Annotated in this window: 21 protein-coding genes; 4 read left to right on the plus strand and 17 right to left on the minus strand. The window is 65.4% G+C overall.

Annotated elements, in window-relative coordinates; all coding sequences use genetic code 11:
• Positions 1 to 79: 79 nt before the first annotated feature.
• From BDK63_RS09155 to BDK63_RS09230, 16 genes are all read right to left on the minus strand, one after another.
• Positions 80 to 1,216, minus strand: coding sequence for a hypothetical protein (locus BDK63_RS09155; protein WP_183331124.1), 1,137 nt, complete (start codon positions 1,214 to 1,216; stop codon positions 80 to 82).
• 55 nt (positions 1,217 to 1,271) lie between these two features.
• Complete coding sequence (locus BDK63_RS09160; RefSeq protein ID WP_183331126.1) at positions 1,272 to 3,533, minus strand: polysaccharide biosynthesis tyrosine autokinase; 2,262 nt, start codon at positions 3,531 to 3,533, stop codon at positions 1,272 to 1,274.
• A 15-nt stretch (positions 3,534 to 3,548) separates the two neighbouring features.
• Positions 3,549 to 4,640: a polysaccharide export protein gene (locus BDK63_RS09165; protein ID WP_484494475.1), complete on the minus strand. Its 1,092-nt coding sequence runs from the start codon at positions 4,638 to 4,640 to the stop codon at positions 3,549 to 3,551.
• Positions 4,641 to 5,186: 546 nt separating this feature from the next.
• Positions 5,187 to 5,645 (minus strand): hypothetical protein, encoded by a 459-nt coding sequence (locus BDK63_RS09170; RefSeq protein WP_183331128.1) that lies wholly within the window; start codon positions 5,643 to 5,645, stop codon positions 5,187 to 5,189.
• Positions 5,646 to 5,728: 83 nt separating this feature from the next.
• Entirely contained in the window at positions 5,729 to 6,520 is a 792-nt protein-coding gene (locus BDK63_RS09175) for a universal stress protein (RefSeq protein WP_183331130.1), read from the minus strand.
• Entirely contained in the window at positions 6,510 to 8,933 is a 2,424-nt protein-coding gene (locus tag BDK63_RS09180) for a Lon protease family protein (RefSeq protein WP_183331133.1), read from the minus strand. The genes BDK63_RS09175 and BDK63_RS09180 overlap by 11 nt, the downstream gene beginning before the upstream one ends.
• 495 nt (positions 8,934 to 9,428) lie before the next feature.
• A complete protein-coding gene (locus BDK63_RS09185) occupies positions 9,429 to 9,857 on the minus strand; it encodes a phasin family protein (protein WP_183331135.1) in 429 nt (142 codons plus the stop codon).
• A gap of 223 nt (positions 9,858 to 10,080) precedes the next feature.
• Positions 10,081 to 11,214, minus strand: coding sequence for a GGDEF domain-containing protein (locus tag BDK63_RS09190; RefSeq protein ID WP_343065301.1), 1,134 nt, complete (start codon positions 11,212 to 11,214; stop codon positions 10,081 to 10,083).
• On the minus strand, positions 11,211 to 11,693 hold the full coding sequence (locus tag BDK63_RS18530; RefSeq protein WP_246385985.1) for a hypothetical protein: 483 nt from the start codon (positions 11,691 to 11,693) through the stop codon (positions 11,211 to 11,213). The genes BDK63_RS09190 and BDK63_RS18530 overlap by 4 nt, the downstream gene beginning before the upstream one ends.
• Before the next feature lie 198 nt (positions 11,694 to 11,891).
• Complete coding sequence (locus tag BDK63_RS09200; protein WP_183331137.1) at positions 11,892 to 13,220, minus strand: TRAP transporter large permease; 1,329 nt, start codon at positions 13,218 to 13,220, stop codon at positions 11,892 to 11,894.
• Positions 13,217 to 13,735 carry a TRAP transporter small permease subunit gene (locus BDK63_RS09205; RefSeq protein WP_183331139.1) on the minus strand — a complete coding sequence of 173 codons (519 nt, stop codon included), beginning with the start codon at positions 13,733 to 13,735 and terminating at the stop codon, positions 13,217 to 13,219. The genes BDK63_RS09200 and BDK63_RS09205 overlap by 4 nt, the downstream gene beginning before the upstream one ends.
• Before the next feature lie 129 nt (positions 13,736 to 13,864).
• Positions 13,865 to 14,926 carry a type 2 periplasmic-binding domain-containing protein gene (locus tag BDK63_RS09210; RefSeq protein ID WP_183331141.1) on the minus strand — a complete coding sequence of 354 codons (1,062 nt, stop codon included), beginning with the start codon at positions 14,924 to 14,926 and terminating at the stop codon, positions 13,865 to 13,867.
• A 279-nt stretch (positions 14,927 to 15,205) separates the two neighbouring features.
• The gene (locus BDK63_RS09215) at positions 15,206 to 15,745 is read right to left on the minus strand and encodes a carboxymuconolactone decarboxylase family protein (protein ID WP_183331143.1); all 540 of its coding nucleotides are present in this window, start codon (positions 15,743 to 15,745) and stop codon (positions 15,206 to 15,208) included.
• An 18-nt stretch (positions 15,746 to 15,763) separates the two neighbouring features.
• Positions 15,764 to 17,680 carry a TRAP transporter permease gene (locus BDK63_RS09220; RefSeq protein WP_183331145.1) on the minus strand — a complete coding sequence of 639 codons (1,917 nt, stop codon included), beginning with the start codon at positions 17,678 to 17,680 and terminating at the stop codon, positions 15,764 to 15,766.
• A 44-nt stretch (positions 17,681 to 17,724) separates the two neighbouring features.
• A complete protein-coding gene (locus BDK63_RS09225; protein WP_183331146.1) occupies positions 17,725 to 18,708 on the minus strand; it encodes a TAXI family TRAP transporter solute-binding subunit in 984 nt (327 codons plus the stop codon).
• 112 nt (positions 18,709 to 18,820) lie between these two features.
• A complete protein-coding gene (locus tag BDK63_RS09230) occupies positions 18,821 to 19,732 on the minus strand; it encodes a 3-hydroxyacyl-CoA dehydrogenase NAD-binding domain-containing protein (RefSeq protein ID WP_183331148.1) in 912 nt (303 codons plus the stop codon).
• Positions 19,733 to 19,827: 95 nt separating this feature from the next.
• Here BDK63_RS09230 and BDK63_RS09235 point away from each other — a divergent pair, with 95 nt between their 5' ends.
• Complete coding sequence (locus tag BDK63_RS09235) at positions 19,828 to 20,739, plus strand: LysR substrate-binding domain-containing protein (protein WP_183331150.1); 912 nt, start codon at positions 19,828 to 19,830, stop codon at positions 20,737 to 20,739.
• A 94-nt stretch (positions 20,740 to 20,833) separates the two neighbouring features.
• On the opposite strand, the gene BDK63_RS09240 is transcribed toward BDK63_RS09235, so the two are convergent.
• Positions 20,834 to 22,039, minus strand: a complete 1,206-nt coding sequence (locus tag BDK63_RS09240; protein WP_246386000.1) for an O-antigen ligase family protein — start codon at positions 22,037 to 22,039, stop codon at positions 20,834 to 20,836.
• A 341-nt stretch (positions 22,040 to 22,380) separates the two neighbouring features.
• Between BDK63_RS09240 and BDK63_RS09245 the strand changes: the two genes are divergently transcribed.
• The 3 genes from BDK63_RS09245 to kduD are packed head-to-tail and all read left to right on the plus strand — an operon-like array spanning position 22,381 to position 25,112.
• Entirely contained in the window at positions 22,381 to 23,352 is a 972-nt protein-coding gene (locus BDK63_RS09245) for a sugar kinase (RefSeq protein WP_183331155.1), read from the plus strand.
• 30 nt (positions 23,353 to 23,382) lie between these two features.
• Entirely contained in the window at positions 23,383 to 24,363 is a 981-nt protein-coding gene (locus BDK63_RS09250; RefSeq protein ID WP_183331157.1) for a 2-hydroxyacid dehydrogenase, read from the plus strand.
• Positions 24,360 to 25,112 carry a 2-dehydro-3-deoxy-D-gluconate 5-dehydrogenase KduD gene (gene kduD, locus BDK63_RS09255; RefSeq protein ID WP_183331159.1) on the plus strand — a complete coding sequence of 251 codons (753 nt, stop codon included), beginning with the start codon at positions 24,360 to 24,362 and terminating at the stop codon, positions 25,110 to 25,112. Before BDK63_RS09250 ends, kduD begins: the two co-directional genes overlap by 4 nt.

The raw sequence follows: 25,112 nt of genomic DNA on the forward strand, positions 1-25,112 counted from the left end.
CTCTCGGCCAGCAACGTCTCCATCACGTCCCTCCCGACACAAGGTCGGAGAACACGGCAGTGTCGATGACCATCGATTTTCATAGTGAGAGCTCCCTGGCAGGGGTCATTGAGGGCGCCGTACGGATTTCACGGACGGCTACAGCGGCTGCCGCCAGGAAGACCCAGAAGATGGGCGTCCTGGCGCCGTAGGTCGAGAGGCCATAGAACACGGGGCCCAGGAAGGCGATCTTTCCGGGCAGGTCCAGGCGCAGGAATATCCTGGCGATGAACGCCATGAAGATCGCAAACCCCGCTATCCCGTAGTAGAAGAGCACCGCCACCCAGGTCGAGTGAATCTCGTGTCGGGTTCCGAAGCGCAGATCCAGCCCCTGGCCGGCGCCGAGGAAGAGATAACCGGGAAATTCCAGGAGCCTTGTGTAGCCCCTGATCTCGGCCTGGCTGCCGACATCGGTACCGGAGAACCGTGAGATGGCGATATCGGCGGTCTCCAGGCTGAACAACAGGTAGAGGAATAGCGGGACCGCCATGATCCCGATGAGGGTGGCGAGTATCCGGTCCCTGCTGCCGGACCCCACAGCCATGGTGTCGATGAAGCGAAGATAGGCCGCCAGCAGGGAGAAGCCGATGCCCAGCAATGCCGAGCGGGACTGGGTGACGAACACCAGCACCACGCTGAGCACGCCGATCACGAACAGCAGTTGCCCGCTGCCCTTGCCTCGCAGCAGATAGAAGAAGGCTGAGAACACGCAGATGACATAGAACGCCATCTGGTTGGGGTCGTTGAAGTACCCCTGATAACGAGTCCCGACCTCGTAGCGCCCCAATCCCGTGGCCCAGAAGAGGAACAGTGCCACGATGCTGAGAGCACAGGCGGTAACAACTGCCCTTCTGACTCGTTCATCCCTCAGTGACGGCAGCAGGAACAGGTACATCAGGCATCCATAGACCCAGTAGATGGATGCCTTGATGAAGGCGGGATTCTGCTCCACCAGCACCCAGACCAGGTTGGCGATAACCGCATAGGCGCAGAAGGCCAGCAGAAAGAGCGCGGTGAGCCTCTCCTCATGACTCCTGAAGGTAAGCGTCAACGAATAGAAGTAGCCCAACAGCAGGAAGTTGAGAGCAAACAGCAGGTGTGCCGGCTGAGGCAGGCCGCTGGGCAACAGGTAGAACTGGGACAGGATGATGCCAAGCGCCCAGAGATACGCGAGCATGTGGCCTTTCCTCCCTGACTGGAATGAACGCCATTACCTGATGGGGCAACAGAGGCTACCGGTAGGCGTAGACGTTGTAGTAGCCGTACTGTCGGTTGGTGGAATAGGCCACCGCGTTGAGCACTGCCCCCTTCACTCTCACCCCCGCGTGTTCCAGGCGGCGCTTGGTGATTTCGAGCTCCTTGGGAGAATTGAGGCCGTAGCGGGCGACCATCAGGCAGGAGCCGGCATGCTTGCCGACGATCGCCGCATCGGTTACCGCCATCACGGGCGGTGTATCCAGTATCACCAGGTCGTAGTGCTGAGCAGCCCAGTCAAGCAGGTCATGGAAGGGCTTCTGCATGAGCAGCTCAGAGGGGTTGGGGGGCACAATGCCCCGGGAGATGAAGTCCAGGTGTTCGATACCGCTGGCGCGGACGGCCTCGTCGATGCCAAGGCGGGACGTTAGCAGTTCTGACAGCCCGCCCTTGCCGGCCTGATGAAAGGCGTGGTGCAGGTGTCCCTTGCGCATGTCGGCGTCGACCAGCAGCACCCGTTGGCCGGCCTGGGCGCAAACCACGGCCAGGTTGGCCGCGATGAAGCTCTTGCCGGCCTCGGGGCTCGACCCGGTGATCATCAAGCGGTTGTCACTGGATTCAAGCATGGCAAAGTAGAGGCTGGTGCGCAGGCCACGCAGGGCCTCCACCGTTGGCTCCTCGGGGTCGGTGATGGCCAGCAGTCCTCGGAACACATGGACCCCATCCTTGCGTCGACGCCTCAGATAGTGGGACAGCTTGTTCTGACCCGAAGAGACCGGCACGATCGCATAGACCGGCAAGCCGATTGCCTCCAGCTGCTCGGGCGTCTCGACGGCACGGCTGAAGGCCAGCCTGAGCATCACCCCGACGATGGCGAGCAGCATCCCCAGCAATGCGCTGCCAGCCGTGAGCAAGCCGACTCGGGGTGCGATGCTGCCACGCTGCAGCACGGCAGTATCGAGTATCCGCACGTTACCGACCGTACCCGCCTTGACCAATCGCATCTCCTGCCGCTTGTTGAGCAGTTGCACGTAGATCTGCTGGTTCACCTGGGTGTCACGGGTCAGGCGAAGCACCTCTTGCTGGGTCTCCGGCAGGTCGTTGACACTGGCCTCGAGCTGGAGCTTCTCGGCCTGCAGCTGCGAGCGTTTGCGCAACAGTGCCTGATAGTTCGGGTGCGTCGGACGGAAGCGCTCGGCCAGTTCCGCCTCGGCAAGCGCCAGTTCCGAGAGCTGGTTATCCACGGCGACCAGGCTACCCAGCAGATTCTGTGTCTCGAAGGTCAGGTCGACCGAATCGCGCTGGGCGCGATAGTCATTCAAGGCATTCTCGGCACCTGTCAGCTCCACGTTCACCTGTGGAATCTGCTCCTCAAGGAACGCCAGCTGCTTCTCGGCCTCCTCGGACTGACGCTGCACGTTCTGGGACAGGAACACGCCGGTGATGGTGTCGAGCACCCGGACAATCTGCTCACGGTCCTGACCGCTCAGCATCACCTGATAGACCCCGGAATCCTTCCCGCGGGGTTCGATCGTCAGGCGACGTTGCAACTGGGCGATGGCATCCAGGTGCGAGACGCGACGCATCTCGAACTCCGCCCCGGCATGGGCTTCCAGCTGACTGACGAAGAGACGGTAACCGGACGCCTCGTCCTGAACCGTCTCCCCCACCCGTCCGGCCAGCAAGGTAGCACCGTCTCGGGTCAGGCTATATTGGCCTTCATCGGCCACCCTCAGCACATGGGTTCTGCCCTCGGCATGAGGCGGCACGTCGAAGCGTGACACCCGCAGGGATTCACCCGCCCACACGAAAGGGCCGCCCTCGTCTTGCTCCCAGCCGCCTATCCTCCCCAGCCAACTCCCCAGCAAGCCCGGCGTCAGCCGATCCACCTGCTCTCGGGTAAAGCCGTGATTGACCAGGAAATCCCCGACCATCGGCATACGCCGCGGCTCGATCTGGATGGCGAGGTCGAGGCGATCCACGGTCTCTCCCATCACCATGCGGGACTGCAGAATCTCAAGCTCGGCAGTCGTGGGATTTCCCGCCTGCTCTCCCACCGCCAGGGTTTCGAGAAGCCCCAGCGTGCTCTTCCGTCCTTCGATCTGTATCAGGGTATCCGACTGATAGATCCTCGTCTGGGAACTGGCGTAGAAATAGCCCCCCAGCAGAAAAAGAGCCCCGATGAAGAGGATTTTCCACTTGTGTTCCAGCAGGGTGGAGACCAGCTTGACGAGGCTGATATCCGGGGTATCACGAGGGGGTTCACTCGACAACCCGTGGTGACTCGGAAAGACTGTCATGGCCATGATCTCTTGTTATAGATCCCCGACATTATCGACCGACCTTGCAACGTCACCCGGCAGCGTGACCGACGGGATCAACAGCGAGATCACGTTGTTCCAGCGGGCCAGCGGTGCCGACGTCACATAGACGACATCCTGGGGCTGGAGAGGGAAGCGCGTACCCAGCATCAGGCGAGTCGCATCGCTGATATCCAGCTGATATACCGTGGCAAGGGTGTCGCTGTCCGGTGCATTGCCGCGAACCACGAAGATGCCGGAGGGCTGGGCACGGCTTTCGTTCACCCCACCTGCCCGCGCCAGGGCATCGGTCAGGGTCAGGCGCTCGTTACCCAGGGCAATGGCCCCGGGCTTGATGACCTGCCCCAGCACCACCACATTCTGGTTCTCGGAAGTCGGCACATGCAGCAGATCACCATCACGCAGCAGGCGATTCTGGGTCATATCGCCCTGACGCAACATGGCGTAGAGCGACAGCCGTTCCTCACGACCATCACGTGTCAGCAAGACGTTGTGCCAGTCGGCATTGGCGCGGGCGCCTCCCGCTTCGCTGATCGCGTCAAGCACGGTCATCGGCACGATGGTGATCGGCAGGGTGCCCGGACTCTCCACAGCCCCGCTGACGTAGATCTTCTGCGACCGGAAGGCGGCCATGCCGACCTCCACCTGGGGGTCGGTAATGACCTCGGAAAGCCGTCGGGTCAGCAGACTACGGACCTCCTCGAGGTTCATGCCGGCTACTCGGACTCGCCCCACATAGGGGTAGAACATGGTACCGTCGGGGCGCACACGGTTACCCGTCTCGGCAGCGCCTCGCTCTCCACCCGCGGGAATCGTCAACTCCGGATGGTCATAGACGATCACGCTCAGCACGTCGCCAGGTCCCACGCGATACTCATAACTCTGCATGTCCTGGCGCAACGTGCCGGGCAAGGGTTGAGAGGCCGAACCCATCACCCGATAGCGGCTCACCAGTTCCGGCGTGATTTCCATCACATCCACGCGGGAATCCAGCGATTCATCGAGGTTCTTTTCATTGATATGCCCCCCGGGAGCCAAGGCACATCCCCCCATCAGGGAGAGTGTCATCAGCAACAGCACGAGCATACTGATTCGCACCGCACTTATCGGGTTTTCGGCGCCGTCACTCGCCATGGCTTGATGATTTTTTACTTCCGCCTGAGAGTCCATGTGGCGTCTCCCCCGTTGACCCTTTGACACGCTACCGCCCCGGAATGTCTTGGCATATTTCCGAGGCCCCGATGATTCTTTGATTTTTTCTCTGTCTTGAAACGGCGACAGCCAGCAGTGACATGTCCCTGCGTCGAGTGCATCCTTGCGAGACGATCATTGCCGATGGCTCTCGCGAGAATTCATGACGCTGTCACAGAGAACTGTGATCATGTTCTGCTGACTGACACATTGAGCTTACATACTTACAGAACAGTCACATTCTCATTTTGGTGACATGCCCGGGAGCACCTGCGCCATATTCGAACGGCGCAAGATAATGGGATGGAGGCAGGGCGAGAGATGAGGAATGCTCATCCCCGGGATGAGAAATGACCAAGCCCACCGAGGGTGGGCTTGGTCATGGTGTCCCGTGAGTCAGGACGAACAGGAAGGCTGCAGAAGGGAAAACGCTTCGAGGACTCAGTGACGTCGACAGCGCCACACCGCCAGCAGATGCAGCACCGCCAGGGCCAGCAGCACGGCACAGGCCCAGCCCAGGCCGGTCACCAGGGTATGGTAGGCGGCCGGTGCCGCCTGGGGCCGCTGGGTCATCCCGAACTCGGCCAGGCGCGTGAAGCCGTAGAGCAGCAGTGCCAACAGGGTCAGCGGCCGGGTCCCGCCAAGGGACGCCAGGCCCCGGGTCAACCGCCAGGGCTCACGGGGCGGCATCGCCGCCTTGGGTTTGCGGGCTGCGGCGGTCGGACGCGAGCGGGGGGAGGCCTGCCGCGCGGGCGCCTTGCGCGCCCGGGGCCTGGGCTTGCGAGTTCCCGAACCGCCAGCCACCCGCTGCCAGGCCCAGCGTCCGCTGCGCACCAGGATCCAACCCAGGGTAAAGCTGACGGACAGGGCCAGGCCGCCCATTACCAGTACATACGCCATCGGGCGAGTCCTTCCAATGCAGTGCCGGCCGGCTATTGTGCCACAGCGGAAGGGGCACACGGGGTAGTCATGGCCCGCGAATCCTACGGCACCACGATCACCGGGATGGGGATCCTCGCCAGCACATCCGGTTCCTGGTCGATCAGCCGAGAGAGCCTCTCGCGGCTGACCAGCAGCGCCCCGCTGCGTGACCGGGCCAGGAATCGCTCGAGCTGTTCGGCCCCCATCGGGGCCAGTTCCTCACGTCCGCGGAACAGCGGAGCGTCGTGGGCGACCTCCTCCAGGCTCTCGCCCCAGGGCAGGCGCGGCGCCTGGCCACGGAAGTAGCGCAGCGGGCCGGGCGACGGCGGATGCCGCTCATCCCAGATGATCACCGTGCAGGGTGCCTCGAGGATCAGGCGGTGACTGGTGGATCCCAGCCGTGCGCCCCAGCGGGCCGAGAGTCCCGCCTTGCCCAGCACCAGCACGTCCCCCGGCCCGGCCTGGGCGAGCGCCTCGCTGACCACTTGACCCCGGCTCACCTGCAGCCGATGGCGCAGCTCCCGCCCGGCCACCGCGGCCTCCACCGCCTGGGTCACGCGTTGCACCTGACGGGCCAGGCTGGCCTCCAGGTCTGCCCGGCTCAAGGGGCGCGAAAGGCCGGTACTGGCCCCCACCTCGCGGGAGAACGGGAAGGCCGCACAGTGGATCAGATCCAGGTCCTCCACGAACAGGGCCACCAGTTCGGCACGCACGTCATCGGCCAGGGCCACGGCGGCGGAAAGAGCCGCAAGGCTCTGGCGGGAGGCGTCCAGCAGCGCCAGCACCCGGGTCTCGTCCTGGTCCGCAGAAGCGCCGCTGGCCGGCCCATCAGTGACCCGTTCCTCATCGGTCATCATTTCCCTCCCCCGCGGACTCGGCCCGATCGCCCTCGCCCACCTCCTCGTCGTTGCTGCCACGAGCGGCCTTCACGGCGTCACGGAAGGCCTCGAGCCGCGCCTGGACCCGCCCGTTGAGGCTCTCGGCGGGGAAGTTCCCGGCCTCGTCGGGTTCGCCGGGTACCTGGCCGGTCAAGAGGGCCAGCGCCTCGTCCACGTGGCGGATGCCATAGAGGTGGAAGTGGCCCGCCGCCATCGCCTCGCGCACCTCGCCCTTGAGCATCAGGTGCTCCACGTTGGCGGCGGGCAGGATCACCGCCTGCCCGGCGAGTTCGCCGCGCACGCGGCAGACATCGAAGAAGCCCTCGACCTTCTCGTTGACCCCGCCCACCGCCTGCACTTCCCCGTGCTGGTTGATCGAGCCGGTCACCGCGAAGCGCTGGTCGAGGCCCACCCGCGCGATGGCCGACACCAGCGCGCAGACCTCGGCCACCGAGGCGCTGTCGCCCTCGATGCCGCCATAGGACTGCTCGAAGGCCAAGCTCGCCGAGATCGACATCGGCCGTTCGCGGGAGTAGCGCCCGGCCAGGTAACGCGACAGGATCATCACCGCCTTGGAGTGGATGCGACCGCCCAGTTTCGCCTCGCGCTCGATATCCACCACCTGGCCGCTGCCTGGACGGGCCGTGGCGGTGATGCGGGTCGGCTGGCCGAAGGCGTAGTCGCCCAGCGCAAGCACGGAGAGTCCGTTGACCTGCCCCACCACACTGCCCTCGGTGGCGATCATCACCGTGCCCCGGGTTATGTGCTCATGGCTTCGCTCACGGATACGCCCGGCGCGCCACAGCTGCTGCTGTACCGCCTTCTCCACGTGTGCCCGGGTGATCACCGCCGTGTCCTCCTGGCCGGCCCAGTGATCGGCCTCCAGCAGCAGATCGCTGAGGTCCCGATGGCGGGCGGTGAGGCGCTGCTGGTCGTCGGCGAGGCGGCTGGCCCGCTCGATGGTCGCCGCGACCCCGCTGCGATCCAGCGGGCGAAGCGCCGCTTCCCGGGCCAGGGTGGCGACCATCCGGGCGTAGAGTGCCAGGCTCTCCTCGTTGCGTGGCAGCTCGTCTTCGAGGTCGACCATCACCTTGAACAGCTCCAGGAACTCCGGGTCGTGCTCGCAGAGCAGGTAGTAGAGCAGCCGCTCGCCGAGCAGCACGATCTTGACGTCCAGCGGAATCGGCTGGGGCTCCAGGCTCACGGTGCTGATCAGCCCATAGGCCTGTTCCAGCGACTCGGTGCGGATCTCGCCGGCGCGCAGGATGCGCTTGAGGGTCTCCCAGGCGCCGGGCTGGGTCAGCACCCCGCGCACGTCCAGCACCAGGTAGCCGCCGTTGGCGCGGTGCAGGGCCCCGGCGCGAATCAGCGAGAAGTCGGTCAGCAGGGTGCCGTTGTGCACGTGGTGCTCGATGCGTCCCACCAGGTGCTGGTGGCCCGGCAGATCCTGGTAGATCACCGGCGCCCCCTCGGTGTCGGCGTTGTCCACCAGCAGGTTGAGGTGGAAGCGGCTGAACACCGCCTCCGGGGGGATCTCGGGCTCGTCGGAGAGGAAGGCGTCCACGTGCTGCAGGATCGCCTCGCGGATCGCCGCCACATGGGCGATTACCCCCTCCTCCTCCGCATAGCGCTCCTCGAGCTCGCCCAGGGGAGAGCCGATCGCCGACTGCATCACCTCCTCGTTGAGCTGGTTGATCTGCTCGCGCAGTTCCTTGGCCAGGCGCGGCATGCGGCGGATCGCCTGGGTCAGCTTGCGCTGCAGGATCTCCACCGTGTGCTCGATGCGGTCGCGCTCCTCCTTGGGCAGCTTCTCGTAGTCGTCCGGCGACATCATCTTGTCATCGTCGGCCGGCGCGAAGGTGAAGCCGTTGGGAGTCGACAGCAGCAGGATGCCCTGCTCGCGCGCCTCGCGTCGCACCGCCTCGATGGCGTCGCGCTGGCGCTCCCCCATCGCCTGCTTCAGCTCCTGGAGGCGGTTCTGGTACTCGTCGCTCTCGAACACCGCCGGGATCGCCCCGCGCAGCTCCTCGACCAGCCCCTCGATGTCGCGCCGCAGCTGGCGGCCCGTTCCCGGCGGCAGCTGCAGGTAGAGCGGCACCGAGGGGTCCTCGAAATTGTAGAGGTAGCACCAGTCAGGAGGCGGCGACTCGTTGCGTGAACGATCGACCAGGTAGCGCCCCACCAGGCTGTGCTTGCCATGGCCGGGCTGGCCCAGCACGAAGAGGTTGAAGCCATCGCTGCGGATCGAGGTCCCGAACGCCAGCGCCTCCCTGGCTCGGGCGTGACCGCTGAGCAGGTCCAGCGACTCCAGCTCGCTGGTGACCTCGAAACCCAGCGCCTCCTCCGGGCAGGCCCGGTAGACCTCGGAAACCGTCAGCGCCTCGACCATCGTGTTCTCCCTGCTCGTCAGCCGGCTATGGTGTCTGATTCATTCAAAGATGACTCATATAGCAGCAACGGTCGAGGGAGAGGATATGGAATAATATTCCACCAGATCTTGACTGCGACCTTGGTCTAAGACATAGTGGCTCCAGAATCAATGGAAATATTTTCCATATAGGCACCATTCAGGAGAGAGCACCATGACCCACGAGCGCATCCCCACCATCTGGGACCAGCCCCTGCCCCGTAGCACCCGCAAGCCTCAATCGCAGCGGACTCGAGCCACCGAACGCTTCCTGACCATCTGGAGCCGACCGGTCGCTCGACTCCCCGGTGCCGAGGTCTGATCCGTCACTTCGGGAAGAACGTCAGGCGTCACTGCCGCAGGCAAGGGCCACCCCCACTCCGCCCGCGGTGACCCAGACAGCAGCAGGCCGCCGATCGATGATCGGCGGCCTGCTGGGATCCTTCCAGAACCCGGCCCGAGGGCCGGGTGGAAGTCTTACTTGGCTGCTGCCTTGGGAGCGGCTTCCTTGACGGCCTTGGTGGCGGTCTCGGTGGCCTTCTGGACGCTCTCCTGGGCCTGCTTGACGCTACCCTCGGTCAGCTTCTGGCTCTGCTCGACGAAGTCCTGCTGCAGGGCCACGACCTTGTCGGCATCGCCCTTCAGGCGCTCGGTCAGCTCCTTGGCGACCTCCTGCTGCCCATCCAGGTAGCTCTTGAAGCCCTCGACGTCCTTGACCTCTACCAGGCGACGCAGCTGCGCCAGGTTGACGTCAGCATAGGCCTTGGTGGCGTCGAGCTGGGCACTGACCAGCTTCTCGGTGAAATCGACGGACAGCGCGGCAAAGGCGCGGGCCGGAGCGAAGAACATGGACTCGAACTGGGCGGTGTCGAACTGCTTGGTATCGAAAGCGAATGTCTGGGTCATGATGAGAACCTCCAGGGTTCTTGGTGCCATGTAACGGGAGATCCCGCTCTATGCACTGCATGGTAGCAGCCATTTTTGTGCAGTGCAACATGAGATCTTCTCGGCCGCTTGATCAGCGGCCGGGAACCTCATCAGGAGCACCGGACGGGCCTGCAGGACACGGGCCGGAAACATCCGCCTCGTTGGCTTCGACGCCACAGCGACGGGCAGGCGGGCCATGCAGTCAGGGGCTGTCCACCCGATCCATGGGCATCACCCTTCCCGTCTGCCAGCCATCGCGTCCCTGGGCCTTGACCCAGTAGAGCGCCTGGTCCGCCGCGGCATAGGCCTCGGTGAAGGCCTCACACGCGGCAATGAACTGGACCCCTCCCACGCTCAGCGTCACGTGGGGTCCTGCCGGATGGTCAGGATGGGACAGCGCTGCCCGGCGCACCTGATCCACTACCAACGCACACGACCGCTCGAGGGTGCCGGCGCTGTCACAGGGGAGCAGAACGGCAAACTCGTCACCGCCCATGCGATAGAGCCGCGCCTCGCCGCCCAGCGCCTTGGCAATCAGCGCGACCAGCTCACGCAGCAGGCGGTCACCGTCCGGATGGCCCAGGGCGTCGTTGTAGGGCTTGAAGTAGTCGATATCGATCAGGATCAGGCCCAGGGAACGGCCGGCCTGGGCATCGATGTCGTCGTGCAGCGCCGTGCGATTGCCGATGCCGGTGAGGGGGTCGCGAAGCGCCTGGGCCATCCAGCGCAGGCTCTCGCGGGTCGCCCGGTCCGCCTGGCGGCGCCTGCGCTCGTGCATGCCCCAGAACCCCAGCCCCAGCAGGTAGATGGCCAGGCTGCCCATGAGTACCTGGGTCTGGTGACGGCGGGTTTCCTCCACGAACTGATTGGTCACCCGGGCGCGGCGATCGAGCTGATCCATCTCGATCTCGGTCAGGCAGCGGATGGGGGCCAGCAGATCCTGGCTGAGCAAAGCCGGCGACGGCACGATACCGCGGCTCAGGGTGTCATGGAGCCCGTCCAGGCGCTGCAGGCTCGGCACGGTACAGGCATACTCGTTACGGTAGACGCCGATGTCGAACAGGCTGTAGCCCAGTTCGATCTGGAACCGGGCCCGCTGGGCGACAGCTTCGCTATCGCCCTCCTCGAGCAGGATACCCAGGCTCTCCTCCAGGTAGCGCCTGGAGCGAGTCGCCAGCTGCTGGCCGGTCAGGTTGCCCGACTGGCTGAAGTAGGCGTGGATCTCGGGGTGAACCCAGCGCGTCTCGTAGGTGATCAGCAGCATCAGGGCCGTGAAGCTCATCAGGCTCAGCGACAGCCAGCCGATATAGCGTCGCCTGACGCGGTGCCATCTCACCGCGATGCCTCGATCCCGCGTATCATCCAGACCCAGTCGTTGAAGTTGCGCAGGTTGGCGGGATCGCGATTGCCATAGTCGCGCTCCACCAGGCGCACGGGGCCACGTTCGCGCAGGCCCAGGGGCTCCCCGTCATGATGGGTCACCAGGATCCAGTTGGGGTCGTCCCAGCCGCCCAGCGTCACCTCGTAGTCATCCCAGGCGGTGAAGGCCAGGCGCGCGGGCACCTCGCCGAACTGCTCCACCAGCAGGTCGCGGAACACCAGGCCGGTGATGTCGACCTCTTCCGCCAGGTAGGGATCGAAGAAGGTGAAGTGCACGTCGGCACGCTCGCGCAGCGCCGCGACCTCGACCCGACTCTCCTGCTCACCCTGCTGGAACACCACCACGTCGGGGCTGGCCAGGGCCACCCCGGCGGGCCAGAGGGGGAGACACACAAGGGAGACGAGCAGCCGGCGCACGTGATTGGCGGGCAGCATGGCGGAAGTCCTCTGCGTAGTTGTCATTCGAGTTCTGGTTTTTTGGCGAGTGTAGCATGGCGTGTGAACCACGAAAGGAGCTCCCGCGCTGGCTACCGGACGACTTTCGTTCAGGGTCCTTTCAACTATATAAGGCAAGGCGCCGCGGCAAGGGCCGCGGCGCGTTCAGGAGGAGCAGGAGTGGGTGGAGAGCCCGGCTCAGCGCCAGGAAGGGCCGCTCATCACGTCGGGCAGCCAGGTGGCGATCCAGGGGAAGGCCAGCACCAGGGCCAGTACCACCAGCTGACAGGCGATGAAGGGAATCACCCCGCGGTACATGTGCTTCAGCGTCACCTCCAGCGGCGTGATGGCCCGCAGGTAGAAGATCGCCGGTGCCAGGGGCGGCGTCAGGTAGCTGGTCTGCAGCACCACCAGGAAGGCGACGCAGAACCATATCTCGTCGAAGCCCAGCATCCGCACAATCGGCATCGCCACCGGCACGATGATCAGCACCACCGAGATCAGGTCGAGCACGAAGCCGGCGATGAAGGCGATCAGCAGGATCAGCCCCAGAATCATCCACGGGCTTAGACCCGTATCCATCAGCAGCGACTGCACCGTAGCCATGCCCCCGGAGGCGAAAAAGACACCGGCAAACATGCTGCCCCCCAGCACGATCAGCAGGATCATGGCCGAGATGTTCATGGTCTTGATCGCCGCATGCCACAGCACCTCGCGATTGAGGTTGCGGTAGGCCAGGGCCAGCAGTATCGAGCCCAGCGCCCCGCAGGCCGCCGCCTCGGTCGGCGTGGCCAGCCCCATCAGGATGGTGCCCAGCACGGTGAAGATCAGCGCCATGGTCGGCAGCAGCGCCACCAGGGTGATGCGCATCCGCTCCGGCCAGTCGACCTCGTCCTCGGTCTCCACCACCCTGGGGGCCATCTCCGGCTTCAGGTAGGAGACGCCGATGATATAGATGAGGAACATCACCGCCATCAGGAAGCCCGGGATCAGCAGGCCGCTGAACAGCGCACCCACCGACACCCCGGCCACCGGCCCCAGCACCACCACGGTGATGGAGGGCGGGATCGCGGTCCCCAGTGAGCCGCTGGCACAGATGGTGCCGGACATCAGGCTCTTGCTGTAGTGGTGCTTGAGCATCACCGGGATCGCCAGCATGCCGATCACGGCCTCGGTGGCGCCCACCACGCCGCTGGAGGCGGCAAACAGGGTACCCATGATGATGGCGCCCACACCGAGGCCACCGGGCAGCCGCCGGGTCCAGAGATGGATGGCGCCGAACAGCCGCTCGGCGATCCCCGAGCGCTCGAGCATCGCGCCCATGAAGATGAACAGCGGCACCGCAGCGAGGATCGAGTTGGAGGCAGTGTCCTCGATCTTGGTGAGCAGCTGATAGGCGGCGACATCGCCGAACTGGATCATCCCGAACAGGGTCGCCACCACGATCATCGAGAAGGCGATGGGGAAACCGGCGATGATGAAGGCCATCAGCGCCGGGAACATCAGCAGGGCCAGGAAGCTGCTCATGCCTCGCCCTCCTCGTCCAGTTGGCGGCCCAACAGCACCGCCAGCGACTTGATCAGCTCCGCGACCACCTGAAGGGCCAGCAGCCCGAAGCCCACGAACCACACCGTGAAGATGGGCCAGACCACCGGGTTCCACGCCGAGCGGCCGGAGCGCTCCTGCACCTGGAAGGCCTCCAGGGCATACTTCGACAGCTCCCACACCAGCCATACCAGCACCGGCAGGAACAGCAGGTAGCCGACCACACGCACCAGGGCGTTGGGCCGCGGGCCGAGTTGCAGGCTCACCAGGTCCACGCTGACGTGCTGGCCCACGCGCAGCGCATTGGCCATGCCCAGCATGAAGATGGCGCCCATCACCATGTAGCTGATCTCGAACGCCCACAGGGTGGGACGGCCGATCACATAGCGACTGAAGACCTCGGTGACCAGGGCACCGATCAGAGGGAAGATCAGCACGGCGCCGATCCCCCCGGCAAAACGGGTCAGGGATTCAATACTCTTGATCAGGACATTCATGGTTCAGGTTCCGATTGCCTGGAAACGGCAAGACCCCGACGGGCCCTGATGAGGCGGCGTCGGGGCCAGGGAAGGCGACAGCGGACGCAGGCGGCGGGTGATCCGCCTACGCGCCCACGAGGCTTGCGATCAGCGCTCGATGCCGCCCATCGGCAGGCGATATTCCGGCCAGCGGCTCATCGCATCCTTGAAGCCGCGCTGGGACTCGAGCACGCGAGCGAACCACTCGTTGTCCGCGGCGTACTCATCTTCCCACTTCTCGGTCTCTTCATAGATGGTGTCGATGAACGACTGGTCCAGATGGACGATCTCGTTGGGGCCGTCGACCAGTTCCTGATAGGCGTCCAGGTCGGCGAACGAGCTGGCCAGCCAGGTCTCGAACACTGTCAGCTTGCCGGCCAGGCGCAGAATCTCCTGCTCCTCCTCGGAGAGCTCGTTCCAGGTGTCCTCGTTGACCTGGCACTCAAGGAAACCGCCGGACTGATGCACCCCGGGGATGATCACGTACTGGGCCACTTCCTGGAAGCCGGTCGGGCGATTCATCTCCGGGCTGCCCCACTCGGCGGCGTCGATCACGCCCCGCTCCAGCGCGCTGTAGATATCGCCGCCGGCCATCACCACGGTGGATGCCCCGAGACGGGACGCCAGCTCCGCCCATGCACCGGAAGTGCGCAGCCGCAGGCCCTGAAAGTCCTCCAGCGTCTCTACCTTCTTGTTGGAGTGCAGGAAGATCTCGGTGCCGAGGATGGCACAGGGGAAGGCCACCACGTCGAAGACATCCCGACGGAACTCCTCGTAGAGCTCCACGCCGCCGCCCTCGTACATCCACAGCATGAACTCCTCCGGCGTCAAGCCACTGGAGTGGCCGGCCAGCAGCGCGGCGGTGGGGTCGGTGCCGTAGTCGTAGTTGATGTAGTTGTGGCTGATCTGGGCCACGCCGGCCTTGACGGTGTTGGTCACCCGCAGCGCGCCGCCCAGGGTGCCTCCGGGGAACACCTCGATCTCGATGCTGCCACCAGTCAGCTGGTTGACGCGGTCGGCGTAGAGCTGGGCATCCCGCTCCAGCCAGGGGCCGCCGCTCCAGGGCGTGGCCATGCGCCAGCTGCGATCGGCCGCCTCGGCCACTGCCGAAGCGGAGGCGAGACCCATGGCCAGGCCCACGGAAATCGCGATCCGGTTGAGTTTATGCATTGTCAGTCGCTCCCTTGTCATGGCCGGCACGCCCGCGGCGATGTCCGGCCGTTATTGTGTTGCAATCAGGGTTCAGGTTGAGCCATCCCTACCTTACGGCCTGTCCATCCCGATAATTTGCCCGAGGCTACGCAACGCTCTGCCGAAACTCAGGAAATCGAGGGAGTGTTGGAAGACGCTCTGATGTAATCATGCAATTAAGGGGCCAAGGAGACGTCAACGGTGTCATAAGTGACAGGGCGCTGGACCATGGGAGCGGAAGTTCCCTGTTCCCCGGCATCACGCCGGTCCCGGCGCCGCCACACGCATCTCGAAGGCGTTGAGCGTCATGGCCACCAGCGAGTAGTAGCCGATGATGCCCACCACCTCGACCAGGGCCTGGGTGCCAAGCGCCTGCCGGGCGGCATTGAAGGTGTCGTCGTCGATGCGGCGTTCGTCCAGCAACTGGCGCGCAAGGGTCTGAAGCAGTTCCAGCCTCGGGGTCTCGAGGCGCGCCCAGCCGCCCTCGCGAAGGGTTGCCACCGTTGCCTCCGGCAGGCCCGCCTCAATCGCAATGGGCTCATGGATCTGCTGCTCACCGTCACAGTGAAAATGCGCGGCAACGCAGAGGATCAGGAGCTCACTCTCGACCAGTGAGAGCTGCGTGTCATAGCGGCAGAAAGCGCCCAGCTGCTGAGCGGGCCCCGCAAGCCCTGGGCTGTGTAGCCAGGCCAGGAAGGGGCCATCGGCATTGCCCCGGGTCTTGAGCACCGATTGGTAGATAGCGTGCTGCTGCGGGTCCATGTCGTGTGCCGAGGGCAACTCGATCCTTGACTGCATGTCGTGTCTCCAGCGTGGTTACAGGTCTTGTTTCACGGGGGGGCGAATGGGCTCTCTCCTGCCCTGCTGGCGGCCCGCGACGAAGCAGTAGGTCGCGATCACGACAATCAGCACACCGCCTGCCAGGTCAACCAGCATCCCGGGCATGATCAGCATCAGCGCAGCCGCGAACAGCAGACCCCTCAGGTAAAGGTTCATGCGAATCCAGAGCCAGCCGATCAGCGAGGCGGCCAGTGCAATGACGCCGACGCCTGCCGCCAGCGAGTTGATCGTCATCTGCAGGCCAGAACCGAGCCCCAGGATCGACGGCGCGAAGACGAACATGTAGGGCACGATGAAGCTGGCCAGTCCGAGCTTGAGGGCGGTCAGGCTGGTGCGCCACGGGTCGGAGTCGGCAATGGCGGCGGCGGCATAGGAGGCCAGCGCCACCGGTGGCGTGATCGCCGACACCCCGGCGCAATACATGACGAACAGGTGCGCCGCCAGGATGGGTACGCCAAACTCGACGAGCCCCGGGGCCAGCAACACGGCGAGGATGATGTAGGCCGCCGGGGTGGGCATGCCCATCCCCAGAATCACCCCACACAGCATGGTCAGGACCAGCAGCAAGGGCAGGCTGCCCTGTGAAATGCTCAGCACGATGGAACTCATCCGCAACCCGAGCCCGGTCTGGGTCACGACCCCGACGATGATGCCCCCCACGGCGCTGGCGATGGTGATCTGGCCGATGATGCGCGGCGCATCATTCATGGCCTTGAGGCAATTCTCGACCAGCAGCGTGCGAGACTCCCGCTCGAACACCACCTGAGCCAGGACCAGGGAGCCGAGCGCATAGAGCGCCGCCAGCGTGGGCGTATAACCACTGGAGAGAACGCCAAGCATCACGATCACTGGCAGCAGCAGGTAGCCGCGCTGCTTGAGCACCTCGAAAGCGCGGACATCCGCGACCTCGGGAGAGAGCTCGAGGCGCCGTGCCTCGAAGTGCACCATGGCGATGACCGAGATGAAGTAAAGCAGCGCCGGGATGATGGCCGCCTGGGCGATCTCGATGTAGGGCATGCCGATGAATTCGGCCATGATGAAGGCGGCGGAGCCCATCACCGGGGGCATGAACTGCCCGCCCGACGAGGAGACAGCCTCCACCCCTGCGGCGAAACGTGGCGGAAAGCCGGCACGCTTCATGGTCGGGATGGTGAAGGAACCGGTGACCACGACGTTGCCGGCCGAGCTTCCCGACAGAGACCCCATCAGGGCGCTGGAGACCACGGCGGTCTTGGCCGCACCGCCGGTAAAACGACCGGTCAGACTGCGCGCCAGGTCGGTGAAGAAGGTACCGGCGCCAGATGAGACCAGGAAGGCACCGAAAAGCACGAACAGGAATACATAAGTGGCCGTGACCCTCAACGGCGTCGTCCAGAGGCCATCCTGGGTCAGGTAGGTGGACTCGATGATCGATTCGAAGCTGTAACCGCGATGCCACAGCACGGACGGCAGGTAATTGCCCCACAGCGCATAGGCGATGGCCGTCGCGCCCAGGATCACCAGGGGCCAGCCGACCACCCGGCGGGCCGCCTCAAGCACGGTAAATACCAGCATGGCACCGAACAGCAGCTGCGGCGTGGTAAGCGGATCGAAATAGAGCATCCGCTGCTGCAGCTCGGCAGAATTCAGGGCGAGAAAAGCACAACCGCCGACCGCCATGGCAGTCAGGCCCAGGTCTCGCAGGATGAGCAGGGCCCCGAGGGACCCTGCGGCAGGTTTGCGATAGGTCCAGAAGATGATCACCAGGGCAAACCCGAGGTGTACGGGCAAATGCACTTCGGAGATGGGCGTCCCGAAGAAGGCCGTCATGATGTGGTAGAAGGACATGGCGACGGCAAGCGCCGTGACCGTGTGCTTCAAACCCGTCCGGAACGTGTCGTGGGAAAGTGTCATTGGCTCGACCTCATGGGCTTGCCCTGGCTGTTGGCGAGACGTGATCAGAAGGTGTTGTTGATCTCGACGCCGGCTTCCTCATAGGCGCGCACGGCCCCCGGGTGTAGCTCGATGCCGGCGATGTTCGCCATGTACTCGCCGCTCAACGGCGCCATGGCCGCATGCACTCCCTGGATGCGCTCAAGGTTGTCGAGCATGGTCTTGACGATCCAGTAGGCATCCTCCTCCGGCATGTCCTCATGGGAGAACAGGATCAGATCCGAGGTCACGGTGGGAATATCGACCTCCTGGCCCGGATAGCTCCCGGCCGGGATGGAGGAATAGGCATAACCCGGGTTGATGTCGCTGATCCGTTCAAACTCCTCCTCGGAGAGCGGCAGCAGCTTCATGTCGACGGTGTGGAAGAGTTCGGTGAAGGTGCCATTGGGGTAGCCTGAGAGCAGGGTGAAGCCCTCGAGGTTGCCATCCTTGATGGCATCGGAGGCAAAGTTGTGGCTGCCGCGGGCGCAGTCGAGATCCTCTTCGCTGATGCCGGCGGCCTCGAGACGGTCCACGAATGCGGCCTGGGTAGAGTTGCCCAGCGCCATGCAGTTGACGCTGACCCCGACCAGTTCCTCCACCGACTCGATACCGGAGTCTCGGGTAACCCCGACGTGCTGGTAGCTCGGGAACAGGGCCGCCAGGGCCCGCACGTTGGTGATCGGCTCGTTGAAGGGCGCCTGGCCGGCCTGAGCCACCGGCGGCACCGTGGAGGTGGTCACGCCAAGTTCGGCCTGGCCGGCACTCACGCGCGAGACGTTGGCCAGGCCAGCCCCGACCTCGGCGTTGGTGCGTGTCCCCTCGCTGCCGAAGATTTCCGCAATGCCCGCAGTGATCGGATACCAGGTGCCACCGGGCGATCCGCTCAGCAGGCTGAGGTTGGAGGGCTGTGCCTGAGCCGTGGCACCTACGGTAAGGGCAAGGGCGGTCAGGCCGGCAAGGCCCGACCCTTTGAGCAGTCGCGAAGTACGAGTGGCTGTCGGCTTCATGGGGTCTCTCCTGATTGTGCTTGTGGTAACCCTGGCCTTCCGCAGGCAAGGGGGAGTCGCACTGCCTCGGGGGCAGCAGGTCCTTCTCACCGCATGACGGTGCTGTCCTTGTCTAGTCGACGGGGGGTCGAATCTTGAGTAGCGACGTCAACTGGCGATCGCGTCGCCGAAAGTGCTCGTCGATGCTGTCGTCGCCGTAGGCGGACTCGACACCCTCGATGATGCGCGCCATCAGGGCGTCATCCACCTTGGGGGTGCCCAGGGAGTTCCAGCGATAGACCTGGCTCTCGCCGAGATTGGCCAGGTATTGCCGGATGCCCCCGCTGCCGCCACCGAGGTGATAAGTCAGGAAGGGGCCATTGATCGCCCACCGCAGTCCCGGCCCGTCGGTGATGGCCCGATCGATGTCCTCGACGCTGGCTACCCCCTCCTGCAACAGATAGAGCGCCTCGCGCCACAGGGCTGAACTCAGCCGGTTGGCCAGGTGGCCCACCATCTCCTTGTTGAGCACGACCGGCGACTTGCCCTGGCTGGCGTAGAAGGTCTTGACGGCATCGCATATCGAATCGTCGACGCCAAAGATCTCGACAAGGGGTACGAGATGGGGGGGATTGTAGGGATGCGCAATCACCACGCGATCCGGACTGGCGACGCCCAGAGTGAGGTCGGAATGGGTCAGGGACGAGGTGTTGCTGGCAATGATGGCCCCGGAGCCGGCGTAGGCCTGAATCTCCGCGATCAACTGGCGCTTGAGCGTGACGTTTTCGGGAGCACACTCGAGAATCAGGGGAGAATCCGCCACCGCTTCCCCGAGATCGTGACAGATACGTGGCTCGCGAACTGGGCTGCCAAGACTGGGGAAGTGAGCAGCAATCCGTTCCAGCACGTCCCCTTCCGGCTGGTCGCCATGGTGATAGACAACGACCGGAAGACCGCGAGACAGGAAGTAGGCCGCCCAGCTCGCGCCGATGGTACCGCAGCCGACGATGGCAAGGGGGCTGTCATGGCTGAGCCCGAGTGACATGGCGTGATCCTGTTGTTCTTGTATGCGATTTACTATGAGCGCCAGGCACTGTATTTTTCAAATTTAAATAATCGAAGCTTGGTTTTGTTTTTCTTATGTCAATTTCCATCAGGCAGCTCAAGGCCTTCATCGAGATCGCCGCCACCGGGAGCTTTATCGAGGCCTCGGAGAACCTGCACCTGTCACAACCGGCCTTGAGCCTCTCGATCAAGAAGCTGGAAGGCGCGGTGGGGGGAACGCTGTTCAATCGTTCCCGCAAGGGGATTCAGTTGACCCCGGAAGGCAAGCGCTTCCTTCCGGTGGCACGGCGCCTGGTCAGCGACTGGGACTCTGCTCTGGACGATGTCGCCCGGCTCTTCAGCAAGCAGGCCGGCCGGGTATCGATCGCGGCCCTGCCGACCCTGGCGGCCGGGTTCCTGCCCACGGTGCTGGCCGACTTCAAACGGCAGTACCCGAACCTGGAAATCAGCGTGCATGACCTGCTGGCCAGCCAGATCGACGAACTGGTCAGCGAGGGACGCGCCGACATCGGGCTCTCCGTTCAACCACGCAACCGCGAGGCCATGCATTTCGAGCCATTGATCGAGGATCACTTTGTGGCAGTCTGCCCTGCCGGGCATCCGCTGCTGAACCAGCAGGAAGTGAGCTGGAACGAACTCCTGGCCTACCCGATCATCGATCTCGACAGGATGTCGAGCACACGTCAGGCCATCGAGCGGGTTCTCGGGGACCTGGACCGCGAAATGAACCTGTTCTGCGAGGTCAGCCAGATCGGCACGGTCGGGCGCATGGTCGCGGCTGGCCTGGGGGTCTCCGCCCTGCCCTCGCTGAGCTTCCTGCAGATCTCGAAGGAAGGCCTGGGCTGGCGTCCACTGATATCACCCAGAGTGCCGCGCCAGCTAGGCATCATCACCCCCACGCGCACCCCACTCTCGGCGGCCGCCAAGGCGATGCTGAACGAGATTCGCGAGCATGCCCGACTGGAGCAGACACCGCTATTGAGTTAGGGAGTGCGATAAGGTGTTACATCGCTCGGGAACCAGAGGCCACCGTCCGCAGCGGCTAAGGCCATGCTGGAGGTGGTTCGGCAGCATGCCGCGCTCATGGCGCCGTTGTGACCCTGTCCTGTCCGTCCCACAAGCCCACCAGCACACCCAGCCAGCCGCCATACACGACAATCCCGATCTGATAGGCAAGGAAGGCATAGCTCAGCCCGAAGTCGATGAAGGTCACCGGCAGCAGCAGGCCGGCAACGGCCAGGCTGCGCATCGCGGGATCCCGGGAAACGAGGCGGGGCGCGAAATACCAGATCGGCAACAGGTAGAGCGCCAGCAGGCTGAGCATTGCCGGCAGGCCACGGCGCACCCAGGCGTCCAGCAGGTCATTGTGAGCGTGCCAGTAGCGGTCCATGCCCGATGCCACCCGCCCCTGCGCCACCAGTTCGCTCATGGCACTGGCATACCCATCGTGGCCATGGCCCATCCAGGGCCTGTCGGCAATCAGCACAAGCGCCCCTCGGTACATCTCCAGCCGTGCCCCGACTGAGCCGTGAGGCTCGCCTGCCAGGTAGTTCACCGCCTCGTCCATCGCCACACCGATCCGATACTGCACCCCGCTCTGGGGCGTCAGGTAGAAGCCAGCCAGCAGCAGTGCCACCCCGCCGACCACCAGCCATCGCCGTCGCCGGGGCCAGCGACGCAGGTAGGCGCGATAGAAGACCAGCGTCGCCAGCGGCAGGGCCAGCCAACCGCCGCGAGTGCCCGATAGCGCCGAGGCCAGGAGTCCCCCCGCCGCGCCAAGCAGCATCACCAGCAGCCACTGTCGACGATTGGCCTGCTGCCAGGCCCAACCCAGCCCTGCCAGGCAGAACAGCCCGGTCAACAGCGCCAGGTTGCCGAACAGGATCGCATTCACCTCGTGATAGCCATTGGCACGGCTCGTCCCGTCGATGACCGCCTGCCATAGCGCCCAGAGCCCGTTGCCAATCCCGCCCAGGGCGAGGCCACTCCACCACCATGACAGCCGTGGCCTCAAATGCCGCACCGCTGGCCCCAGGGTGGCGGCCAACCCCGCCGCCAGCACCAGCGGCATCGCCGCGGTCACCCCGTCCTGCCAGGCACTATGGTGCCAGAGGCCCGCTGCCATCTCCGCCCCGGCAAAGGCCAGCAATACGGCCATGGTGACGGCCGGCGGACCGGCCCAGGCCAGGCGGGAAGGACGATCGCGCCAGGCCAGGCCGGCGGCGAGCAGCACCGCCACCGGTGCCAGCCAGTACCCCATGGGGAGGAGCAGCGGCGCCGCCGCCATCCACGCCACGGCCATCTCGCCGGCATTCGGCGGCGCGACAGCACGGCTCGGTTCTCTCCACTCCATCGGCTGGCTCTCGCTCGTGATCCTTGACTCGGCCGACCATTGAAGCATGAGCCTGGCCCCGAAGCCCAAGCATGGTCTCGCAGCTCCATTGCGCCCCTCTGCGTCATCCGTCCAGATTGGCGAAGTGCAGCGCCTTGGCTACGATGATGACGCCCCAGAGGCCGCAGCACGGCGCCACGCACCGACCCTGATCGCCAGAGGCTCCACCCGCCGTCCGGCCTGAGGCAGGCCAGCGGCAACCACACGACAACACTTCCGCTGACACGAGGCACCGCATGACGCAGCCCCAGACGCCCAGCCCCGAGATCCTCGCCTTCGGCGAAGCCATGGCGATGTTCGTCGCCGAAAGTCCCGGGGAGCTGGCCGATGTGGAGCGCTTCCAGCGCCGCATCGCCGGCGCCGACACCAACGTCGCGATCGGCCTGGCCCGGCTGGGCTTCCATGTCGGCTGGCTGAGCCGGGTGGGCAACGACGGCTTCGGCACCTTCATCCGCCGCACGCTGGAGGCCGAGGGGCTGGACTGTCGCCACCTGCGGGTGGACCCCGACCACCCCACCGGCCTGCTCTTCAAGGAGCGTGCCGAGGGCGGTGCCGACCCCCGCGTCACCTACTTCCGCCGCGGCAGTGCCGCCAGTTGCCTGGCCCCCGGGGATGCCGACGGCGTCGACTTCCGGGCCTTACGCCACCTGCATGCCACCGGCATCCCTCCCGCGCTCTCCCCCAGCGCCCGTGAAGTGTCCCGTCTCCTGGTAGACCAAGCCCGCGCCAAGGGGGCCAGCGTCTCCTTCGACCCCAACCTGCGGCCCAGCCTGTGGTCGAGCGAGGCCGACATGCGCACCACCCTCAACGCACTGGCCGCCGAGGCCGACTGGGTGCTGCCGGGCCTCGCCGAGGGGCGCCTGCTCACCGGGCGCGACAGCCCCGAGGCGATCGCCGACTTCTACCTCGAGCGCGGCGCCCAGGCCGTGATCATCAAGCTGGGCCGCGAGGGAAGCTACTACCGCGGCCGCCTGGGCGGCCAGGAACAGAGCTTCACCCTGCCGGGCGTGCCGGTCGCCGAGGTGGTGGATACCGTGGGGGCCGGAGACGCCTTCGCCGTGGGCGTGATCAGCGCCCTGCTCGATGGCCGCTCCCCCCGGGAGGCCGTTCGCCGCGGCAACCTGATCGGCTCGCTGGCCGTACAGGTGGTGGGCGACATGGAGGGGCTGCCGAGCCGAGAGCGCCTCACCGCCCTGGAAACCGAATGACCCGAACACGACAACCAAGGAGCCTGTCCCATGAAGAAGCGCGTCCTGGCCTATGGCCGACTGAACGACACCCAGCTGGCACAGCTCGCCGAGCATTTCGAGGTCCAGACCTTCAGTGACCTGGCATCCGCCGATGACCCCGACTTCCGCGCCGCGCTCCCGGGCGCCCACGGCCTGATCGGCGCCAGCCTGACCGTCACCCCCGAGCTGCTGGACGCGGCACCCGAGCTCGAGACCATCGCCACCATCTCGGTGGGCTACGACAACTACCCGGTCGACGAGCTGACCCGACGCGGCATCCTGCTCTGCAACACCCCGGATGTGCTCACCGAGACCACCGCCGATACCGGTTTCCTGCTGGTAATGGCCGCGGCAAGGCGCGCCGTGGAGCTGGCCGAGTGGGTCAAGCGCGGCGACTGGCAGGCCGGCGTGGGCCCCGAGCACTTCGGCAGCGACGTCCACGGCAAGACCCTCGGCATGATCGGCTTCGGCCGCATCGGTGCCGCCATCGCCCGTCGCGGTGCGCTGGGCTTCGGCATGCGCGTGCTCTATTCCAACGCCTCGTCCAAGCCGGCGCTGGAAGCGGAGCTGGGCGCCGAGCACCGCGAGCTGGACGCGCTGCTCGCCGAGTCGGACTTCGTCTGCGTCACCGTCCCCCTCACCGTCGAGACCGAGCACCTGATCGGCGAGCGCGAGTTTGCCCTGATGAAGCCCTCGGCCATCTTCGTCAACATTGCCCGCGGCAAGGTGGTCCACGAGGCGGCGCTCATCGAGGCATTGGAGATGGGGCGCATCCGCGCCGCCGGACTGGATGTCTTCGAGCAGGAGCCGCTGTCGCCGGAATCGCCGCTGCCCCACATGACCAACGTGGTGGCCCTGCCCCACATCGGCTCGGCCACCCACGAGACACGCACCGCCATGGCCCAGCGCGCCGTGGACAACCTCATCCTGGCACTCAACGGCGAGCGTCCGATCAGCCTGGTCAATGAGTCCGCCTGGAGGGCGTCATGAACCGCTTCTCGCTGGCCGGCCGGGTGGCCATGGTCACCGGCTGCAACAAGGGGCTCGGCCAGGGGCTGGCCGTCGCGCTGGCCGAGGCCGGCGCCGACATCGTCGGCGTCACCCGCCGCGACGCCGACGAGACCCGTGGGCGCATCGAGGCCCTGGGGCGTCGCTATACCGGCATTGCGGCGGAACTGGGCCGCGACGCCCCGTCGAAGATCGTCGACCAGGCGCTGAGCCAGGCCGGGCGGATCGATATCCTGATCAACAACGCCGGCACCATCCGCCGCGCCCCCGCCCTGGAGTTCAGCGAGGCGGACTGGGACGCGGTGATGGACGTCAACCTCAAGGCGGCCTTCTTCCTGGCCCAGGCGGTGGCCCGCCACCTGGTGGCGCGCCGGGCGCCTGGCCGCATCGTCAACGTCGCCTCGGTGCTCTCCTTCCAGGGCGGGATCCGCGTGCCCTCCTACACCGCCAGCAAGAGCGGCCTGCTGGGCCTGACCCGGCTGCTGGCCAACGAGTGGGCGGCCCACGGCATCACCGTCAACGCCATCGCCCCCGGGTACATGGCCACCGACAATACCCAGGCGCTGCGCGAGGACCCCGACCGCAGCGCCGAGATCCTGGCGCGGATCCCCGCCGGGCGCTGGGGGACCCCCGAGGACCTGGCCGGCGCGGCGATCTTCCTCTGCTCCGACGCCGCCGCCTACGTCAACGGTCATGCGCTGGCGGTGGACGGCGGCTGGCTGGCACGCTGA

It is taken from the genome of Halomonas campaniensis (assembly GCF_014193375.1).
GTDB classification, from domain to species: domain Bacteria; phylum Pseudomonadota; class Gammaproteobacteria; order Pseudomonadales; family Halomonadaceae; genus Halomonas; species Halomonas campaniensis.

Coding starts and splice junctions, on each gene's coding strand:
- BDK63_RS09215 (WP_183331143.1), bottom strand. CDS start 15,745: ATGCAGTCAAGGATCGAGTTGCCCTCGGCACACGACATGGACCCGCAG.
- BDK63_RS09175 (WP_183331130.1), bottom strand. CDS start 6,520: ATGACCGATGAGGAACGGGTCACTGATGGGCCGGCCAGCGGCGCTTCT.
- BDK63_RS09180 (WP_183331133.1), bottom strand. CDS start 8,933: ATGGTCGAGGCGCTGACGGTTTCCGAGGTCTACCGGGCCTGCCCGGAG.
- BDK63_RS09155 (WP_183331124.1), bottom strand. CDS start 1,216: ATGCTCGCGTATCTCTGGGCGCTTGGCATCATCCTGTCCCAGTTCTAC.
- BDK63_RS09225 (WP_183331146.1), bottom strand. CDS start 18,708: ATGAAGCCGACAGCCACTCGTACTTCGCGACTGCTCAAAGGGTCGGGC.
- BDK63_RS09210 (WP_183331141.1), bottom strand. CDS start 14,926: ATGCATAAACTCAACCGGATCGCGATTTCCGTGGGCCTGGCCATGGGT.
- BDK63_RS09250 (WP_183331157.1), top strand. CDS start 23,383: ATGAAGAAGCGCGTCCTGGCCTATGGCCGACTGAACGACACCCAGCTG.
- BDK63_RS09245 (WP_183331155.1), top strand. CDS start 22,381: ATGACGCAGCCCCAGACGCCCAGCCCCGAGATCCTCGCCTTCGGCGAA.
- BDK63_RS09205 (WP_183331139.1), bottom strand. CDS start 13,735: ATGAATGTCCTGATCAAGAGTATTGAATCCCTGACCCGTTTTGCCGGG.
- BDK63_RS09165 (WP_484494475.1), bottom strand. CDS start 4,640: ATGCTCGTGCTGTTGCTGATGACACTCTCCCTGATGGGGGGATGTGCC.
- BDK63_RS09200 (WP_183331137.1), bottom strand. CDS start 13,220: ATGAGCAGCTTCCTGGCCCTGCTGATGTTCCCGGCGCTGATGGCCTTC.
- BDK63_RS09240 (WP_246386000.1), bottom strand. CDS start 22,039: ATGGCGGCGGCGCCGCTGCTCCTCCCCATGGGGTACTGGCTGGCACCG.
- BDK63_RS18530 (WP_246385985.1), bottom strand. CDS start 11,693: ATGCTGCCCGCCAATCACGTGCGCCGGCTGCTCGTCTCCCTTGTGTGT.
- BDK63_RS09160 (WP_183331126.1), bottom strand. CDS start 3,533: ATGACAGTCTTTCCGAGTCACCACGGGTTGTCGAGTGAACCCCCTCGT.
- kduD (WP_183331159.1), top strand. CDS start 24,360: ATGAACCGCTTCTCGCTGGCCGGCCGGGTGGCCATGGTCACCGGCTGC.
- BDK63_RS09230 (WP_183331148.1), bottom strand. CDS start 19,732: ATGTCACTCGGGCTCAGCCATGACAGCCCCCTTGCCATCGTCGGCTGC.
- BDK63_RS09220 (WP_183331145.1), bottom strand. CDS start 17,680: ATGACACTTTCCCACGACACGTTCCGGACGGGTTTGAAGCACACGGTC.
- BDK63_RS09185 (WP_183331135.1), bottom strand. CDS start 9,857: ATGACCCAGACATTCGCTTTCGATACCAAGCAGTTCGACACCGCCCAG.
- BDK63_RS09235 (WP_183331150.1), top strand. CDS start 19,828: ATGTCAATTTCCATCAGGCAGCTCAAGGCCTTCATCGAGATCGCCGCC.
- BDK63_RS09170 (WP_183331128.1), bottom strand. CDS start 5,645: ATGGCGTATGTACTGGTAATGGGCGGCCTGGCCCTGTCCGTCAGCTTT.